This window comes from Nonomuraea sp. NPDC003804, from assembly GCF_040610675.1.
GTDB lineage: Bacteria > Actinomycetota > Actinomycetes > Streptosporangiales > Streptosporangiaceae > Nonomuraea.
Genome location: NZ_JBEXMT010000016.1, coordinates 142835 through 159005 on the forward strand (window position 1 = coordinate 142835; position 16171 = coordinate 159005).

Below are 16171 nucleotides of genomic sequence, written 5' to 3' on the forward strand. Positions count from 1 at the left end.
GGTCGCCGAGGCCCTCGGCGACCGCGTCGCGGCGCCCCGGCGTTCGCGCGGGACCCACCGGCCCAGGCCGGCCAGGCCGGCCCAGGTCAGTCCAGGTCAGCCCAGGGCGGCGTCGATCTCCGCGCGGGTCGGCATCGAGGTGCTGGCACCCTCGCGCTGGACCGAGAGCGAGGCCGCCACCGAGGCGAAGCGGAGCGCCTCCTCCGGCGCCCGCCCCTCGGACCTGGCCACCGCCAGCGCGCCGACGAAGGTGTCGCCGGCCGCCGTGGTGTCGACCGCCTTCACCGGCTCGGCGGGGACCCGCAGCCGCACGCCGTCGCGCGAGCCGTACAGCGCGCCCTCGGCGCCCAGGGTGATCACCGCCTCCGGCACGCGGTCGAGCAGCGCGTCCAGCGCCTTGCCTGGGTCCTCGACCCCGGTGATCGCCGCCGCCTCGTGCTCGTTCGGCACGATCAGCGTCACCGCCGCCAGCAGCTCGTCGGGCAGCGGCTGGGCGGGCGCGGGGGTGAGGATCACCGGCGCGTCGGCGGCCCGCGCCGCCTTCGCCGCGGCGACGACGGCCGCCATCGGCAGCTCGAGCTGCAGCAGCACCGCGGTCGAGCCCGCGATGAGCTCCAGGTCGTCGTCGGACGGCCCGGTCACGGTGCCGTTGGCGCCGGGCACCACGATGATCGAGTTGCCGCCGGAGTCCTCCACCACGATGTGCGCGATGCCGCTCGGCCCCGACACGTGCCGGAGCACGCTGACATCGACGCCCGACTCGACGAGCGTCGAGCGCAGCACCACGCCGAAGGGGTCGTCGCCGACCGCGCCGAGGAAGGCGACGTCCGCGCCCGCGCGCGAGGCGGCGATCGCCTGGTTGGCGCCCTTCCCACCGGGGATGGTGCGGAAGGAGCGCCCGGTGACCGTTTCTCCGAGTCTGGGCGCCGTGGGCACGTAGGCGACCAGATCCATGTTCACGCTGCCGAAAACCGAGATCATGACACCATCATCCTCTCCGTGCGCCGCGCCAGCTCGCTCAGGGCGATGCCGTCGAAGTCGGTCAGGCTGCTGGCCAGGCTGTCGCGCAGCCGCCACCGGTCCGGCACGCCCCCGTTGAGCGCGCCGGCGATCGAGCCGGCCGTGGCGCCGGCCGAGTCGGTGTCCCAGCCGCCCGCCACGGCCCCCGCGATCGTGGCGGTGAAGTCGCCGTCGGCGTGCACGAGCGTGGCCGCGACCAGGGCGGCGTTGTTGATCGTGTGCACCCAGTGCAGGTGCCCGTGCCGCTCGTACAGGCGGTCGACGACCTGCTCGAAGTCGTCCAGGCGGGTGGCGTCCGCGACGGCCTGCCGTACGGCCTCGGCCAGCCGGGAGCGGGGCGGGACCACGGACAGGCCCGCCTCGACGACGTCCTCGACCGAGCCGGCCACCATCGACTGGGCGCACATGGCGGCCACGAACATCGCGCCGTAGACGCCGTTGGCGGTGTGGGTGAGCCTGGCGTCGCGCCAGGCGTACTCGGCCGCCGTGGCGGGGTCGCCCGGGTTGACCCAGCCGTACAGGTCGGTCCTGATCAGCGCGCCGATCCACTCCCGGAACGGGTTGCGGTAGGTCGCGGTCGTCGGCGGTTCCAGGCCCGCCAGCAGGTTGCGGTAGGCGACGCGCTCGGCGGTGAACGTCCGCCCGGCGGGCAGCTCGTCCAGCCACAGCGTGGCCACGTCGTCGGTGGTGAAGCCGCGGCCGTGCCGTTCCAGCACCGACAGGGCCAGCAGCGGATAGTTGAGGTCGTCGTCCTCGGGGACGCCGTCGACGTTCTCGGCCAGCGAGTTGACCGCGCTGCGCCGGTTCCACGGCCAGCGCCCGTTGATCTCGGCGGGCAGCCCGGCGGCGGTGAACCAGCCGCGGATCGGCCAGTTGCCCGTCGCCTCGGCGATGGCCCTGACACCCTCGCGCGGGATCTTCTCCACCGGTTTGCCGAGCACGCACCCGGCGGCCCTGCCGAGCCACGCCCCGAGCATCCTGCCGGGCACGGGCGACGCCGCCGCCGGGCGGGCGGCGGGCCAGCCGGGGCACCGGGCGACGATCTCGGCCAGGTCGGTGGGCTCGTCCAGCGGCGACTCCCGCGCGGCCAGCTCGTCCAGCAGCTCCTCGGCCAGCCCGCGCAGCGCCAGCGCGTCGGGCGAGGAGGCTCCCGCGCGGGGCGGCGCGTCGTGGCCGCCCGCCGCGTGCCAGCGCGCCGTGATGTCGGCCACGTCGCGGCCGTCCTCGGCGGCCTGGCGGAGCTCGTGCCCCACCAGGTCCTCGGGCTGCACCCAGGTGAGCCTGATCACTGGCCGGCCAGCTCGGCGAAGGCGGCCTCGTGGGCGCGGCGCCGCTCCAGGTCGTCACGGTGGATCCGCCGCGTCACCCCGGCCAGCGCCAGTCCGGGTGCGACCAGGTCGGTACGGCTGGCCGTACCGACCTGGTCGACCCACGCGGACGGCACGCAGGACAGCCCGCCGAGCGCCCCCGCCAGCGCCCCGCCCATGGAGGCGATGGAGTCGGCGTCGCGCCCGTAGTTGACGCCGCCGAGCACGGTGTCGCGGTAGTCGCCCTTGGCGATCAGCAGGAACGCCAGCGCCAGGGGCAGTTCCTCGATGCTGTGCACCCGGGACGGCCGCCGGGCGCCGAGCCCCTGGTCGCGGTAGGTGTCGGCGACCGTGTCGTAGGGACGCATGGCCGCGCGCAGCCCCTCGAAGGAGCCCTCCCAGTGCCCGAAGTCGCGCGCCCGCGAGCACACGGCCTCGATGGCGGCCCTGGTGCCGTCCTTGGCCAGCCGGGACGCCACGGCCACCACCGAGTCGGCCGTCGCGCCCGGCCGCATGGCCTCGGCGACCGCCGCCGCCATGACCCCGGCGGCCTCGCGCCCGTAGGAGGACTGGTGCGCCCCGGTCAGGTCGATCGCCTCGGCGTAGGCCGCGTCGGGGTCGCCGGCGTTGACCACGCCGACCGGCGCGACGTACATCGCGGCGCCGCAGTTGACGATGTTGCCGGTGCCGGCCTCGCGCGGGTCGACGTGACCGTAGTGCAGCCGCGCCACGATCCACTTCTCGGCCAGGAAGACCCGCTGCAGCGGCAGCGCCTCTGCCTCCAGCTCGGGGATCCACCGCTTCTCGGCCATCATCTCCGGCACCATGTGCTCGGCCATCGCGTAGGCGTCGAGGTGCCCGGCGGTCTTCTCGTAGACGCGGATCAGCGCGTGGGTCATCAGGGTGTCGTCGGTGATGTGGCCGTCGCCCTTGTGGTAGGGCGCGATAGGCCGGGCGTTGCGCCAGTCGGTGTTGAACGGCGGGACGACACCCTCGACCGTTCCCCCGTAACGCTGGGTGATCTGCTCGGGCGTCCAGCCTTCGGTGGCGCCGCCGAGGGCGTCACCGACCGCCGCTCCCGCCACGCACCCAGTGGCCTTGTCCTCCAGCGGCGTCATGCGATTCCCTCCGAGATATCAACGAGATCCCTGCCCGCCAGTTCGGGCAGGCAGCATCCAGCCAGCCTGCGCGCCGAGGCGGCCCATGCCTGCGGCACCGCCGAAAGACCGCCGCAGGCGCCGGTGAGCGCCCCGGTCAGCGCGGGCGCCGAGTCGGCCACCGCGGCCAGGCACGCCGCGGCCGGCACGGCCTCGGCGAGCGACCCGCCCGACACCTCGGCCAGCGCCAGCGCTATCGGCACGGTCACCGCGGCCGCGACGGCGTAGCTGTAGACGTGGTCGACGAGCGCGGCGTCGAGCGCGGGCACCGCGGCGAAGGCGCCTCCCGCCTCGCGGGCCACCCGCAGCGCCGTCCTGGCGTTGTGGCCGATCGCGGTGTCTTCGGGCAGCTCGGCCAGCGCCGCCTCGACCGCCGTGGCGGCCGGTGCGCCGGTGACGGCGGCCGCGACCGCAGCAGCCATCGCCCTGGCCCCGAGCACGCCGTCGCCGGCGTTGGTGACGTGCGCGTCGGCCGTGGGATCACGCCCCGTGACCCCGAACGCGACGGCCCGTACGGCGGCCGCGTCGTCGAAGAAGTGCGGGTTGTCGTGCCCGCTGGCGGGCGGCTCGAGGCCGCGCCGCAGGTTGTCCAGCGCGCTCGCCACCGAGACGCGGGCCCGCAGGTCGTCGCGCCCGGCCAGGTCGAGGAAGGCCCCGGCCCGGTCCTGCGCGATGGTCAGCGCGGTCCACGCCAGCCACTCGGCGTCGTCGGACGGCCCGACGGCCAGCGGCGCGGTCGGCTGGTTGAGCGCGAACGGCACCGGCAGCGTGGTGACCCCGCGCTCCTCGGCGAAGGCGTCGAGCTCGCGATGCAGCCGCCTGCTCCACGGCGCGTGCAGCGCGGCGCGATGCCGGGCCGCCGGCCAGCCCGCCGCGTCGCCCACGGCCAGGCCGACGAACGCGCCTGTGATCCTGTCCCCCGACATGTGGTCTCTACAGTCCTCTCGCCCACTCGTCCTCGGCCGGTCCTCTCGCCAGCTCGTCCGCGACGTCGAGCACGTGCCTGCCCGCCACGACCGGCAGGCACGTGCCGGTGGCGGGGCCGACGCGCTCGGCCCACCTGCCCGGCACCCCGCCCTCCCCGCGCCCCGCGCCCGCCAACGCGCCGGCGATGGCGCCGATGGTGTCGGCGTCGCGGCCCAGGCTGACCGCGTAGGTCACCGACTCCTCCACCTCGCCGTCGCCGTGCAGGTAGGCGGCGAACGCCAGCGCCACGGCCTCGGGCGCCAGGTCGGTCCACGGGTAGTGCCTCATGACCACGGCCTCGTGCAGCCGCTCGGGCGAGTCCCTGAGCGGGCGGGCCCTGGTGACGGCACGGGCGGTCCACGAGTCGGCGGGGATCGCGGCCAGCCCGGCCTCGACCGCCTCCTCCGCCGTGGCCCCCGTCATCGCGACGGCCACGGCCGCGGCGACCGCCATGCCGCCGTTGATGCCCTCCCCGTCGGCGCTGACCAGGCCGTCCTGCTCGACCAGCCGGGCCGCCTCCGCCGGATCACCCGGGCAGAAGACACCGTACGGCGCCGCCCGCATCGCCAGGCCGTCCGACCAGCCGTGCGCGTGGACCTTGCCGGTCAGCGGCGGTTCGAGACCGCGCCGCAGCGCCTGGACGGTGCCGAGCTCGGAGAAGCCCGCGCCCCTCATCGGGCCGAGCACCGAGGGGATGATCTCCCTGCGGTAGGCGGCGGCGACGTCGGCGCTGGTCAGCTCGTGGCCGTGCCGTACGAGCAGCGACGCGGCGAAGATGGCGTACTCGGTGTCGTCGGTGCCGCCGCCCTCGATCTCGGTGAGCCTGCCCCACCTGGCGGCGATCTCGGCCGGTTCCATGTTCTCGGCGGGCGCGCCGAGGGCGTCGCCGGCCGCCAGGCCGAGCAGGCACCCCCGGGCGCGATCCTGCGTCAAGGTCACGAGGAGTACCGCTCCAGCACCTCGTTGCCCTCCTCGACCAGCTTGGCCGCCGCCTCGTCGAGGGAGATCTTGTTGGCGTAGTACTGCTGCAGGGTGGGGGTGGCCACCTTGCTCTTCCACTCGTCGAAGCCGTTGACCTTCAGGAACGGCGCGACGACCAGGTTCTTGGCCGAGGCGGTGGCCACGTCCCAGCCGTTCTCCTGGGTGGTCATCGACGGGTCGGCGGCGGCCTGCTGCGAGGTGGGCAGCAGCCAGTCGCCCTTGGCGAGCTTGGCCTGGTTGGTGCCGTTCAGGAAGAAGGAGATGAACTTCAGCGCCTGGTCGGAGTGCTTGCTGTCGGCCGAGACGGACAAGGTCTGGGAGACCGCGCCCTGCTCGGAGGTGGTGCCCTTCAGCGGTGGCAGCGTGACCCACTCGAAGTCCTTGGGAGCCTGCTCGGCGACCTGCTGGCGCAGGTAGACGCCGGCGGGCAGCAGCGCGAACTTGCCGGCGTAGAAGGCGGGCAGCGGGTCGGCGCTGCCCTGGCCGAGCGCGGCGGGGTCGGCCGACTTGTCCTTCCAGAGCTGGTCGTGGATGCGCTGCAGCACCTCCTTCTCCTCCGGGCCGACCTTGACGGTGGTCTTGCCGTCGGCGCCGGTCTGGAAGAAGGTGCCGCCGTAGTTGAGCGCCAGGTTCAGCGTCTTGTTGACCGGGGACTTCATCGGCCAGGCCACACCGAAGCCGCCGTCCTTGGTCAGCTTCTTGCTGACCTCGGCGAACTCGTCCCACGTCCAGGGGTTGTCGGGCGTGGGGATGCGGACCTTGGCCGCGTCGAGCAGCTTCTTGTTGGCGATGATGACCTGCGACTCCTGCAGGAACGGCACGCCGTACACGCCTTCGGTGCCCTTGCCGTCCTTGAAGGTCACGGTGTCCCACGCCTTCTGCGGGATGTCGCTCTTCAGCTCGGCGGGCAGCTTGTCCTTCAGGTCCAGCAGGTAGCCGTCGGCGGCGAAGCCGGACAGCGCGGGAGAGTCGTCGTGGATGACGTCAGGGGCGGTGCCGCCGGAGAACTGCGTGACCAGCTGGTCGTTGACGTTGTCCCAGCTGCCCTGCACGTAGGTGACCTGGATGTCGGGGTTGGCCTTGTTCCACTCCTCGACGAGCTCCTTGTTCGCCGCGAGCGACTCCTTCTGCCAGGCCAGGCTGAGGAAGTTGATCTTCACGGGCTCGCCGCCGGGCTTGGCGGACTCGGCGGCGCCGCCGCCACCCCCGCCGCCGCCACCGCACGCGGCCGCCATGGTCACGATGGCCGCAGCCGCCAAAGCGGACTTGATACGCATAAGAGCCTCCTAGCCCTTGACCGCTCCGGCCATGAGGCCGGACCTCAGCCGTCGCTGGATGATTGCGAAGAAGATCAGGCTCGGGATCGTCGCCATGAGCGACGCCGCGGCGAGCGGGCCGAGCCTGGCCACTCCCTCGGGTCCGGTGAACCGGACCAGGGTGAGCGGCAGGGTCATCACGTCGGGGTCCTGGAGGATCACGAGCGCGAAGAGGAACTCGTTCCATGAGGAGATGAACGAGAACAGCAGCGTCGCCACGACCCCGGGGGCCAGCAGCGGCGCCACCACGGTGGCGATGGTGCGCATGCGTCCCGCGCCGTCGACGGAGGCGGCCTCCTCCAGCTCGGGCGGTACGGCACGCACGTAGCCCTGCAGCATCCACAGCGCGAACGGCAGCGTGAACGTGACGTGCACGATCACCAGGCCGGGCAGCGTGTTCACCAGCTGCAGCTCCCGCAGCACCATGAAGAGCGGGATGATGATCAGGATGAACGGGAAGACCTGGCTGACCAGCACCCAGCCGAGCGCGATCCGGTTGACCAGGCTCCGGTGGCGGGCCATCGCGTAGGCGGCCGGCAGCGAGATCAGCACGGTGATCACGCTGGTGAAGACCGCCACGACCAGGCTCCTGCCGGCGGCGCCGAGCAGGTCCTGCTCCCCGAAGGCGTCGGAGAAGTTGGCCAGGGTCGGGTCGCGGGGGATCCAGGTGGGGTCGAGGCCGGCCATCTCCTGCGGCGTCTTGAGCGCCGTGGACAGCAGCCAGACCAGGGGGAAGGCCAGGAAGAGGATGTAGGCCAGGAGCGCCAGATATTTCGGGGCCTGCTTCACTTCGTCTCCCTCATCTGGCGCCACAGGTACAGCCCCAGCACCGCCAGCACGACGATCACCATCGCGACGCCGAGCATGGAGGCGTAGCCGAAGAATCGGTACCGGAAGGCCTCCTCGTAGGCGAAGAGCATCGGCAGCCGCGTCTGGCCGCCCGGCCCGCCGGCGGTGAGCACGTAGACCAGGCCGAACTGGTTGATGTTCCACACGAAGTCGAGCGAGGTGATGGCCACGATGACCGGCCTGAGCTGCGGCAGGGTGATGTTCCAGAACCGCCGCCAGCGGCCCGCCCCGTCCACCTCGACCGCCTCGTACAGCTCCTTGGGGATGCTCTGCAGGCCGGCCAGCAGCACGACGGTGGTCTGCGGCATGCCCGTCCAGACGCCGACCACGATGATGGCCGGCAGCGCGAGCGAGAAGTCGGCCAGCCAGTCGATGTGCGTGCCGAGCATCGCGTTCAGGATGCCGGCGTCGGGGTGGTAGACCAGCTTCCACATCAGGCCGATGACCACGGGCGGCATCGCCCACGGCACCACGGCCAGCACCCTGGCCACGCCCCTGAAGCGCAGGTTCTGGTTGAGCAGCAGCGCCAGGCCCAGCGCGGCCAGGAACTGCAGCACGGTCACCGAGACGGCCCAGATCATGCCGATCCGGAACGAGGACCAGAACTTCTCGTCGGTCAGCAGCTGGCCGAGGTTCTCCAGGCCGGTGAACTCGATGTCCCTGTTCCTGCCCGCCCGCGCGTCGGTGAAGGCGAGGCTGATGCCGTACAGCAGGGGCCCGAGGCTGAACAGCAGCACCGGCACCAGCGCGGGGAGCATCAGCAGCAGCGTCTCGCGGCCCTGCCGGGAGCGGACCTTGCGGCGCGGGCGCGGCGAGGTGTGCGGGGGTCTGGTCGCGACCGCCGTCATGGTGTGCCTCCCTGCGGGTCCGATGCGGCGTCGGCGGGCCGCGTGGCGGGGAGCGCCCGGACCGGCGGGACCGGTCCTCCCGCCGCGCTCTGTCCGACGGTGGAGGCCCGGACGGCGAGCACGGGCGGCACCGTGACCAGCCGCGGCTCCCTGCCGGTGTCCTTGAGGCGGTCGAGCATCAGCTCGGCGGCCGCCTTGCCGCGCTCGGCCGATCCGAGCGAGACGCTCGTGAGCGACGGCCACGAGGCCGCGGCCAGGTCGGTGTCGTCCATGCCGACCACCGCCACGTCCTCCGGCACCCGCAGGCCCGCCGCCCGCAGCACGTCGAGCGCGCCCAGCGCGATCAGGTCGTTGGCGCACATCAGCGCGTCCACGCCGGCCGCGCGCTCGAGCAGCGCGCGTGCCGCGCGCGCTCCCGCCGCCCGGTAGAAGTCGCCCACCTCGACGATCCCCTCGTCGTACGGCAGGCCGCGCTCCTTCAGCGCCTCCCGGTAGGCCGCGGCACGCGCCGCGCCCGGCACGGTGTCGAGCGGGCCGTTGAGGAAGCCGATCCGGCGCCGGCCGAGCGCGTGGAGATGGTCGATGGCGAGCCTGACGCCGGTGCGCGAGTCGGCCCTGACGTTGTCGACGCGCGTGCCGTCCGGCACCGAGCCGATGATGACGACGGGCGCCCGGGCGGCCGCGATCATCTTCAGGTGCTCGTCGGTGACGCGCAGCGGGCTCATGATCAGCCCGTCGACGTAGCGCTCGCCGAGGCTGTGCAGCACGTCGATCTCGTCGGCCACGATGGCGTCGGTGGAGTGCAGGACCAGCCGGTAGCCCGCCGCCTTCAGCACCGGCTGGATCTGGCGCACCATCGCCAGGTAGACGGGGTTGCCGATGTCGGCCATGGCGAAGGCGATCTGGTGGGTGCGGCGCGACTTGAGGCTCCGGGCCACGGCGTTGCGCACGTAGCCGAGCTCTTCGGCGGCGCTCAGCACCCTGCGGACGGTCTCCTCACGGGTGGGCAGGCCGTTGAGCACACGGGAGACGGAGGCGATCGACACCCCGGCGCGTTCGGCGATCGTGGTGATCGTGGGTCCTTCGCCCAACGCTTGACCTCCCTGGGGAACTGAAAACGTTTACAGTACATTTACTGTAAACGTTTACGGAGCTGGGCTCATGAAACAGGCCGGTAACGTCGAAGGTCAAGTCACGATCACATAACGCCAGGTCAGCGCGGTCTCGCGGGGCGGACCGGGTCCAATGGGCCAGAGATCGTTCTGGTCGGGAAACGTTTACCGGCCAGCCATCCGCGATCACTCGCCTGGACAGCCATGATCCTTACGTTGAGGCCACGCGCGCCGGCAGCGGCGCGCGGGGCCCACGGGCCGCTCAGGACGAGGTCAGGTAGCGCTCGGCCAGCTCGCAGGTGCCGCGCGTGTAGCCGGCGCCGAGCTCTCGGGCGAGGTCCACGCCCTGGTGCGACCCGATCCACGCCACCAGCAGGAGCCTTCTGAACAGGATGAACGTCCAGATCTCCCGCTCGTCCGCCGCGTCGAACGGCTCCTCGCCGCGGTAGCCGTCCAGCCACGAGTCGATCAGCTCGGGCACCACCGGCTCGTGCTCGATGAAGCTGAGGGCGGCGGCCAGGTCGTAGACGTGCCAGCCGAACCCGCAGTCGTCGAAGTCGATCACGCTGGGTTCGGGGCCGCCGTCGTCGAGCAGGTTGGCCAGGCGCATGTCGGCGTGGATCAGCCCGAACCGCTCGGGCGGCTGCCCGTAGCGGCCGACGCGCTCGCGCAGCCGATGCTCCAGCCGCCGCAGCAGGGCGCGGGCCTCGCCGTCGACGCCGACGCCGTCCTGCCATCGTCCCCACCTCGCGTGGGCGCCGAAGGCGGCCTCCCAGTCCCACGCGAACCTGGTGAAGCCGTCGGGCCGCCGCCACCGTACGGCGTGCCGGTGCATGCGCGCGGTCACCGCGCCGAGCTGCTTGAACCCGTCGACCAGCCGTTCCTGCCGCGGCTCGGTGCCCGGCAGGAACGCGAACATCACGGCGTTCCTGCCGCCCACCTGGACCACCCGCGCGCCGTCGGCCGACTCGATCACGCCCGGCGTGCGCACGCCCTCCTCCCGTCTGAGCGCCTCCAGCCAGGCCAGCTCGGAGCCGATCGCCTGCGCCGAGTGGTAGCCGAGCCGGTGCACCCGCAGGATCGACCGTGCTCCGGTGTCGGGGTCGTCCACGCGGAACGTGGCGTTCTCCGAGACGTTGATCAGCGTCACCGTGCTGGCGGGCGAGACTCGGTAGCGGGTCAGCGCCGCCCGCGCCACCTCGCCGACGCGGTCGAGGACGCCGTCTCCGGCGGACAGATCATGTAGCTCCACCCGAGCATTGTCCCGGCAGCGCGGGAGCGGGCGATCAGCGGCCCGCGGGGACCGGCTCGGGAACCGTGGTGATCGCCCGGATCGCGGGGGTGCCGGCCAGGCCGACCACCGCGGCCAGCACGGCCGGGATGACCAGCGCGACGGGCAGCGACGAGTGTTCCGTGACGAATCCGAGGACGGCGGGCCCGACCAGCAGCCCCGAGTACCCGAAAGCCGTCACCAGCGACAGCGCCCGGCCGACCGCCCCGCCGGCCGCGCCCACGGCGCTGAAGACGACGGGCACCACGGTGGCCAGGCCGATGCCCGCCAGCGCCCACCCGGCCCACGCGCCGGCGACGGTGGGCACGAACAGGACCAGCAGGTATCCGGCCGTGGCGAAGGCGCCCGCGAGCTGGATCGTGCGGACCGGTCCCAGCCTGGCCCTGATCGGGTCGCCGAGCAGCCGCACCGACGTCATCGCCACGGAGAACACCGTGTACGCCAGGGGCGCGGCGGCGGGGTCGGTGCCCAGCACCCACACCGCGTGCAGGGCCGCCCAGTCGATGGCCGCGCCCTCGCTGAGGTGCCCGGCGAAGGCGACCAGGCCGAGCAGGGCGACCAGGCCCCACCGCATGGCTCCCATACCGCCGCCCGGCTGCGCCGACGAGGTCGCCGGCCGTCCTGGCAGCAGGAGGCGGGCGGCGGGCAGGTACAGGAACGGCACGACGACGGCGGCGCCGACCAGCAGCGCCTGGCCGTCCACGCCCAGCTTGAGCCCGAGCGCGGTGAGCGTGCCGCCGGTCGCGCCGCCCAGACTCCACGTGCCGTGGAAGGCCGAGATGATCGGCCTGCCGTAGGCCTGCTCGACCTCGACGGAGTGGACGTTCATCGCCACCTCGATCGCGCCGAGGCCCAGGCCGAAGACGACGGCCGTGACGGTCAGCACCGCGTAGGAGGGCGCCAGCGCGGGGCCGAGCAGCACCGCGGCCGACACCGGACCGGCGATCCAGCACACCGTCCTGCTGGTCCACCGGTCCACGATCCGGCCGGCCAGCAGCATCGACACCAGGGCGCCGAGCGACACGAGCAGCAGCGTGTAGCCGATCCGCTCGGGCCCGAGGGCCAGCCGCTGGTTGAGGGCCGGTAGGCCGGCTGCCCACATGCCCATGACGAGACCGCAGAGGAAGAAGAAGCCGAAAACACCGATCCGCGCTCTTTTGTTCACGGCTAGAGCATAAACTGACTTCCATGGATGTGGGAGACCTGCGCGTGCACAATCGCCTGCGGCTGCTGCGCGCGGTGCACGACTGCGCGGCCGGCCGTACGAGGTCCCAGCTCACCCGCGACCTGGCCCTGGCGCGCGGCACCGCGTCGGTGCTGGTGGCCGGGCTGGTCGAGGACGAGCTGCTCCAGGAGGCGCCGCCGCGCGAACACGCGAGGGGGCGGCCGACCCAGGTGCCGGGCCCGCACCCCGACGGGCCGCTCGCCCTGGCCGCCGACCTGCGGGAGGACACCTGGACGATCGCGGCGGGCGAGCTCGGCGGCGGCTCGCGCGTGCTGGCCACGCGCGGCCACGACGGCACGCCCGGCGACGCCCTGCCGTCCCTCGGGGCGGCGCTGCGCGAACGGCTCGGGCGGCTGGGGCCCCGGGTGGTGGGCGTCGGCCTGTCGGCGGCGGGCCCCGTGCGTGCGGACGGGATGCTGGACATCTCCCACCTCGGCTGGGTCGACGTCGACGTGGCCCAGGCGCTCGCGCTCGGCGACGTGCCCCTGCTGGTGGGCAACGACGCCAGGCTGGCGGGCCTGGCCGAGGCCCGCCGCGGCCACCTGCGGGGCGTGGACGTGGGGCTGCACATCCACGTCGACTTCGACCCCGGCGGCGCCCTGCTCGTCGAGGGCCGCCCCCTGACCGGAGCGGGCGGTACGGCCGGCGAGTTCGGCCACATGCCGCTGGCCGGCGGCGACGAGCCGTGCCCGTGCGGCGCCCGGGGCTGCCTCAGCCTGGCGGTGGGCCGCAACGCGCTGCTCCGGCACCTCGGCCTGGAGGCCGGTCGCGGCAGGGGCAGGGACCAGGCCGAGGGCATCGTCGCGGCCGCCGCGGCCGGCGATCCCGCGGCGGTGGCGGCGATCGAAGCGAACGCCGCGGCGCTCGGCAGGGGCATCGGCGCGCTCGTCAACGCCCTCGACCCCGGGACGGTCACGGTGTCGGGCATCGGCGTCGCGCTGGTCGGCGAGCGGTTGCGGCGCTCCTGTGACGAGGCCCTCATGGAACTGCGCCGTCGCCGGCCGCCGGCGATCCTGCCCTCCGCCCTGGCCGACACGGGCCCGCTCGTCGGGGCGATGGAGTCGGTTTTCGACGCCTTCCTGACCCCCGACGGCCTCGAAATCTGGCACGCGACACGCCCGAAACGGGAAATGTGACAGAAACCACGATGATCTTGCAATCGTGACGCGGCGGACGATACCCATGAGTCCATGAAATTTCGGGACACAGTGGGGTTGGAGATCGCGTTACGGATGTGCGAGGCGGCGATCAGGCAGGCCCGCCGCGAGGGCGCGCTCGTCTCCGTCGCGGTGGTCGACGCGGGCGGACATCTGGTGAGCTTCCAGCGCATGGAAGGCGCCGAGATCGCCGGTCCCGTCCTGGCTCCCGGTAAGGCCTACACCTCGGTGGCCAACCGGATGGCGACCGCCGACCTGGCCCCGCTCACCGTCCCGGGAGGCGAGCTGTACGGCCTCGCGGGCGACCGTTTCGTCTGCTTCGGAGGTGGCATCCCCTTGTGGGCGGACTACGGTGAAGGAGAGCGCGTGGTCGGCGGTGTGGGGGTCAGCGGGGGCACCGTCGCGCAGGACGTGGCGTGCGCCGAGGCGGCCGCTTCGGTCTGGCGCACCGGCTGAGCGGCGGCTTTCCGCAACACGAACCGCTGGCATCCGCCATGATTAGCCGCGACACCACGGGTAACACAATCCCGAAGCATTACTCCCCGAGGAGAGATCGAGATGGCACTTCCCACTCTTACCCCCGAGCAGCGCAAGGCGGCGCTGGAGAAGGCCGCTGAGGCCCGTGCCGCTCGCACCGCTCTGCTCGCGAAGGTCAAGGCCGGTGAGCTGACCTTCGCCGACCTGCTGGAGCGTGACGACGACATCGCCAAGAAGATCAAGGTCTCGCAGGCGCTGCGCGCCGTCAAGGGCGTCGGGCCGGCCAAGGCCAACGCGCTCATGGAGGAGGCCGGCGTCGACGAGAAGCGCCGTCTCGGTGGCCTGGGCGCCCAGCAGCGCAAGAAGCTGGTGGACGCGCTCGGGGCCTGAGTCCCCTCGCGGCCGGTCCTGACGGGACCGGCCGCGCGCCTCAGCCGCGCAGGTACGCCAGCACGGCCAGCACCCTGCGATGCTGGTCGCCGTCGTCGGCGTAGAGCCCGAGCTTGGCGAAGATGCTCCTGATGTGCTTCTCCACCGCCCCGTCACTGATCACCAGGTGCCTGCCGATGGCCGGGTTGGACCTGCCCTCCGCCATCAGGGCCAGCACCTCCCGCTCCCGCGGTGTCAGCTGGGCCAGCGGATCGTCCCTGCGCCTGCGCACCATCAGCTGGGCCACCACCTGGGGGTCGAAGACCGTGCCACCCGAGGCCACGCGCCGCAGCCCCTCCATGAACTCGTCGACGTCGACGACCCTGTCCTTCAGCAGGTAGCCGACCGCGCCGCGGGCGTCGGCCAGCAGGTCGTCGGCATAGGAGACCTCGACGTACTGCGACAGGATCAGCACGGGCGCCCCCGGCACCTGTCCGCGGGCCCGCACCGCCGCGCGCAGCCCCTCGTCGGTGAACGACGGCGGCATCCGCACGTCGACCACCGACACGTCCGGCTTGTGGGTGGCCACGGCCTCGACCAGCGCGTCTCCGTCGCCGACCGCCGCCACCACCTCGCAGCCGAACTCCTCCAGCAGCCTGATCAGGCCCTCCCTGATCAGGACCGCGTCATCGGCCACGACTACCCGCACGGCACCTCCGCGATGATCACTGTCGGCCCGCCCACGGGCGAGCTCACGACCAGCTCGCCGTCGACCGCGCGCAGCCGGTCGGCCAGCCCGGCCAGACCGTGTCCCTTGGCGACGTGTGCGCCGCCCACCCCATCATCGCCGATCGTCAGCATCAGCGTGTTCCCCACCCTGCTGAGCTGCACCGAACAGGTGGTGGCGCGGCTGTGCTTGGCGATGTTCGTCAGCGACTCGGCGACGACGTAGTAGACCGTGTTCTCCACCGCGGCGACGTAGCGCTCGGCGACCTGCACGTCCAGGTCGACGGGCACCGTGCACCTGCCCGCCAGGGCGGCCAGCGCGGGCGCCAGGCCCCGGTCGGCCAGGATCGGCGGCGCGATGCCGCGCGAGAGGGCGCGCAGCTCGTCCAGCGTCTCGCGGGTGGCGGTGATGGCCCCGGCGAGCGTCGCGTGGGCGGCCTGCGGGTCCTTCTTCAGCTGGCGCTGCGCCCTGGACAGGTCCATCGCCAGCGACACCAGGCGCTGCTGCGGGCCGTCGTGGATGTCGCGCTCCAGCCGGCGCAGCGCGTCGGCCTCGGCCGAGACCGCCGCGGCCCGGCCCTCCGCCAGGTCGTCGATGCGCTCCTGCAGTTCGGCGACACTCGTCAGCAGCGCCCTGCCGAGCCCCGCGCGCAGCAGCGCCGCGCCCCTGACCACGAACGGCAGGACCAGGGCGCCCGCCAGGCCGATCGCGACGTAGAAGGCCGTGTTGACCAGGTAGCCGTCGCCCAGGCCGAGCAGTTCGGGAAGCTCCATGTTCCCAGGGATGCGGGAGGTGATCCAGCCGTAGAGCGGATAGGACAGCCCGAGGATCGGGACCGCCCAGAACACCACCGTCACCACGAACGTGGCGATCGCGATCGGGAAGTTGACGATGCCGTGCAGCAGGTCCAGCCATGACTGGCCCGCGGTCAGCGGGTTCACCAGGCGGCGGAAGCGGCCCGCGCCCTCCGGCGGCTGCCGGTAGCGGGGCCTGATGGCGGGACGGTGGAGCACGTCCGACAGCCAGCCGCGCTCCACGTCGGCGAACCCCCTGGCCACCATCAGGGTGCCGCACAGGACGGGCACCCCGACCCACACCACCACGGTACCGAGACCCAGCGCGAATCCGGAGATGAGCAGGAGGAAGGCGATGATCGCCGTGGGGAAGCCGACCAGCAGGTAGCGCGTGTCCAGCAGGACACGTCTCATCAGGGAGCGCATGACACCACGCTACGAGCCCGGCGGACCCGTTCTCGCCCCTGCGGGCAGGCGTCCGGCGGTAGGGCCAGCCCTACCACCCGCGGTGGTGAGACCTTGACCACAAGACGGCGGGCTGCGGGACTGTGCTCGGCGGCCCCGGACGGAAGCCT

16 protein-coding genes are annotated in these 16171 nt (G+C 72.9%); 3 read left to right on the plus strand and 13 right to left on the minus strand.

The annotated features are described in order from the left end of the window. Window positions 1–96: 96 nt before the first annotated feature. The 11 genes from rbsK to ABZX22_RS22905 all read right to left on the minus strand — a co-directional run bounded on the left by rbsK (window position 97) and on the right by ABZX22_RS22905 (window position 12012). Entirely contained in the window at window positions 97–981 is an 885-nt protein-coding gene (gene rbsK, locus ABZX22_RS22855; protein ID WP_354912387.1) for a ribokinase, read from the minus strand. Further along, complete coding sequence (locus ABZX22_RS22860) at window positions 978–2309, minus strand: ADP-ribosylglycohydrolase family protein (RefSeq protein WP_354912389.1); 1332 nt, start codon at window positions 2307–2309, stop codon at window positions 978–980. Before ABZX22_RS22860 ends, rbsK begins: the two co-directional genes overlap by 4 nt. Then, complete coding sequence (locus ABZX22_RS22865; protein ID WP_354912391.1) at window positions 2306–3445, minus strand: ADP-ribosylglycohydrolase family protein; 1140 nt, start codon at window positions 3443–3445, stop codon at window positions 2306–2308. The genes ABZX22_RS22860 and ABZX22_RS22865 overlap by 4 nt, the downstream gene beginning before the upstream one ends. Then, on the minus strand, window positions 3442–4410 hold the full coding sequence (locus ABZX22_RS22870) for an ADP-ribosylglycohydrolase family protein (protein WP_354912393.1): 969 nt from the start codon (window positions 4408–4410) through the stop codon (window positions 3442–3444). Before ABZX22_RS22870 ends, ABZX22_RS22865 begins: the two co-directional genes overlap by 4 nt. 7 nt (window positions 4411–4417) lie before the next feature. Next, window positions 4418–5389: an ADP-ribosylglycohydrolase family protein gene (locus tag ABZX22_RS22875; protein WP_354912395.1), complete on the minus strand. Its 972-nt coding sequence runs from the start codon at window positions 5387–5389 to the stop codon at window positions 4418–4420. Continuing rightward, window positions 5386–6708 carry a sugar ABC transporter substrate-binding protein gene (locus tag ABZX22_RS22880; protein ID WP_354912397.1) on the minus strand — a complete coding sequence of 441 codons (1323 nt, stop codon included), beginning with the start codon at window positions 6706–6708 and terminating at the stop codon, window positions 5386–5388. The genes ABZX22_RS22875 and ABZX22_RS22880 overlap by 4 nt, the downstream gene beginning before the upstream one ends. Before the next feature lie 9 nt (window positions 6709–6717). Beyond that, window positions 6718–7536 (minus strand): carbohydrate ABC transporter permease, encoded by an 819-nt coding sequence (locus tag ABZX22_RS22885; protein WP_354912399.1) that lies wholly within the window; start codon window positions 7534–7536, stop codon window positions 6718–6720. Continuing rightward, on the minus strand, window positions 7533–8444 hold the full coding sequence (locus ABZX22_RS22890; protein WP_354912401.1) for a sugar ABC transporter permease: 912 nt from the start codon (window positions 8442–8444) through the stop codon (window positions 7533–7535). Before ABZX22_RS22890 ends, ABZX22_RS22885 begins: the two co-directional genes overlap by 4 nt. Then, window positions 8441–9535, minus strand: a complete 1095-nt coding sequence (locus tag ABZX22_RS22895; protein WP_354912403.1) for a LacI family DNA-binding transcriptional regulator — start codon at window positions 9533–9535, stop codon at window positions 8441–8443. The genes ABZX22_RS22890 and ABZX22_RS22895 overlap by 4 nt, the downstream gene beginning before the upstream one ends. A 283-nt stretch (window positions 9536–9818) precedes the next feature. After that, window positions 9819–10808 (minus strand): phosphotransferase, encoded by a 990-nt coding sequence (locus ABZX22_RS22900; RefSeq protein ID WP_354912405.1) that lies wholly within the window; start codon window positions 10806–10808, stop codon window positions 9819–9821. Window positions 10809–10842: 34 nt separating this feature from the next. After that, a complete protein-coding gene (locus tag ABZX22_RS22905) occupies window positions 10843–12012 on the minus strand; it encodes an MFS transporter (protein ID WP_354912407.1) in 1170 nt (389 codons plus the stop codon). Window positions 12013–12035: 23 nt separating this feature from the next. Here ABZX22_RS22905 and ABZX22_RS22910 point away from each other — a divergent pair, with 23 nt between their 5' ends. The 3 genes from ABZX22_RS22910 to mihF all read left to right on the plus strand — a co-directional run bounded on the left by ABZX22_RS22910 (window position 12036) and on the right by mihF (window position 14096). After that, complete coding sequence (locus tag ABZX22_RS22910; RefSeq protein ID WP_354912409.1) at window positions 12036–13208, plus strand: ROK family protein; 1173 nt, start codon at window positions 12036–12038, stop codon at window positions 13206–13208. Between the two features lie 54 nt (window positions 13209–13262). After that, on the plus strand, window positions 13263–13685 hold the full coding sequence (locus ABZX22_RS22915; RefSeq protein WP_354912411.1) for a heme-binding protein: 423 nt from the start codon (window positions 13263–13265) through the stop codon (window positions 13683–13685). Between the two features lie 102 nt (window positions 13686–13787). Further along, window positions 13788–14096 carry an integration host factor, actinobacterial type gene (gene mihF / locus ABZX22_RS22920; RefSeq protein WP_354912413.1) on the plus strand — a complete coding sequence of 103 codons (309 nt, stop codon included), beginning with the start codon at window positions 13788–13790 and terminating at the stop codon, window positions 14094–14096. A 40-nt stretch (window positions 14097–14136) separates the two neighbouring features. On the opposite strand, the gene ABZX22_RS22925 is transcribed toward mihF, so the two are convergent. Further along, entirely contained in the window at window positions 14137–14784 is a 648-nt protein-coding gene (locus ABZX22_RS22925) for a response regulator transcription factor (RefSeq protein ID WP_354912415.1), read from the minus strand. Next, window positions 14775–16022: a sensor domain-containing protein gene (locus tag ABZX22_RS22930; RefSeq protein WP_354912417.1), complete on the minus strand. Its 1248-nt coding sequence runs from the start codon at window positions 16020–16022 to the stop codon at window positions 14775–14777. Before ABZX22_RS22930 ends, ABZX22_RS22925 begins: the two co-directional genes overlap by 10 nt. Between the last annotated feature and the right edge of the window lie 149 nt (window positions 16023–16171).

Coding starts and splice junctions, on each gene's coding strand:
- rbsK (WP_354912387.1), bottom strand. CDS start 981: ATGATCTCGGTTTTCGGCAGCGTGAACATGGATCTGGTCGCCTACGTG.
- ABZX22_RS22930 (WP_354912417.1), bottom strand. CDS start 16,022: ATGCGCTCCCTGATGAGACGTGTCCTGCTGGACACGCGCTACCTGCTG.
- ABZX22_RS22865 (WP_354912391.1), bottom strand. CDS start 3,445: ATGACGCCGCTGGAGGACAAGGCCACTGGGTGCGTGGCGGGAGCGGCG.
- mihF (WP_354912413.1), top strand. CDS start 13,788: ATGGCACTTCCCACTCTTACCCCCGAGCAGCGCAAGGCGGCGCTGGAG.
- ABZX22_RS22915 (WP_354912411.1), top strand. CDS start 13,263: ATGAAATTTCGGGACACAGTGGGGTTGGAGATCGCGTTACGGATGTGC.
- ABZX22_RS22910 (WP_354912409.1), top strand. CDS start 12,036: ATGGATGTGGGAGACCTGCGCGTGCACAATCGCCTGCGGCTGCTGCGC.
- ABZX22_RS22880 (WP_354912397.1), bottom strand. CDS start 6,708: ATGCGTATCAAGTCCGCTTTGGCGGCTGCGGCCATCGTGACCATGGCG.
- ABZX22_RS22870 (WP_354912393.1), bottom strand. CDS start 4,410: ATGTCGGGGGACAGGATCACAGGCGCGTTCGTCGGCCTGGCCGTGGGC.
- ABZX22_RS22890 (WP_354912401.1), bottom strand. CDS start 8,444: ATGACGGCGGTCGCGACCAGACCCCCGCACACCTCGCCGCGCCCGCGC.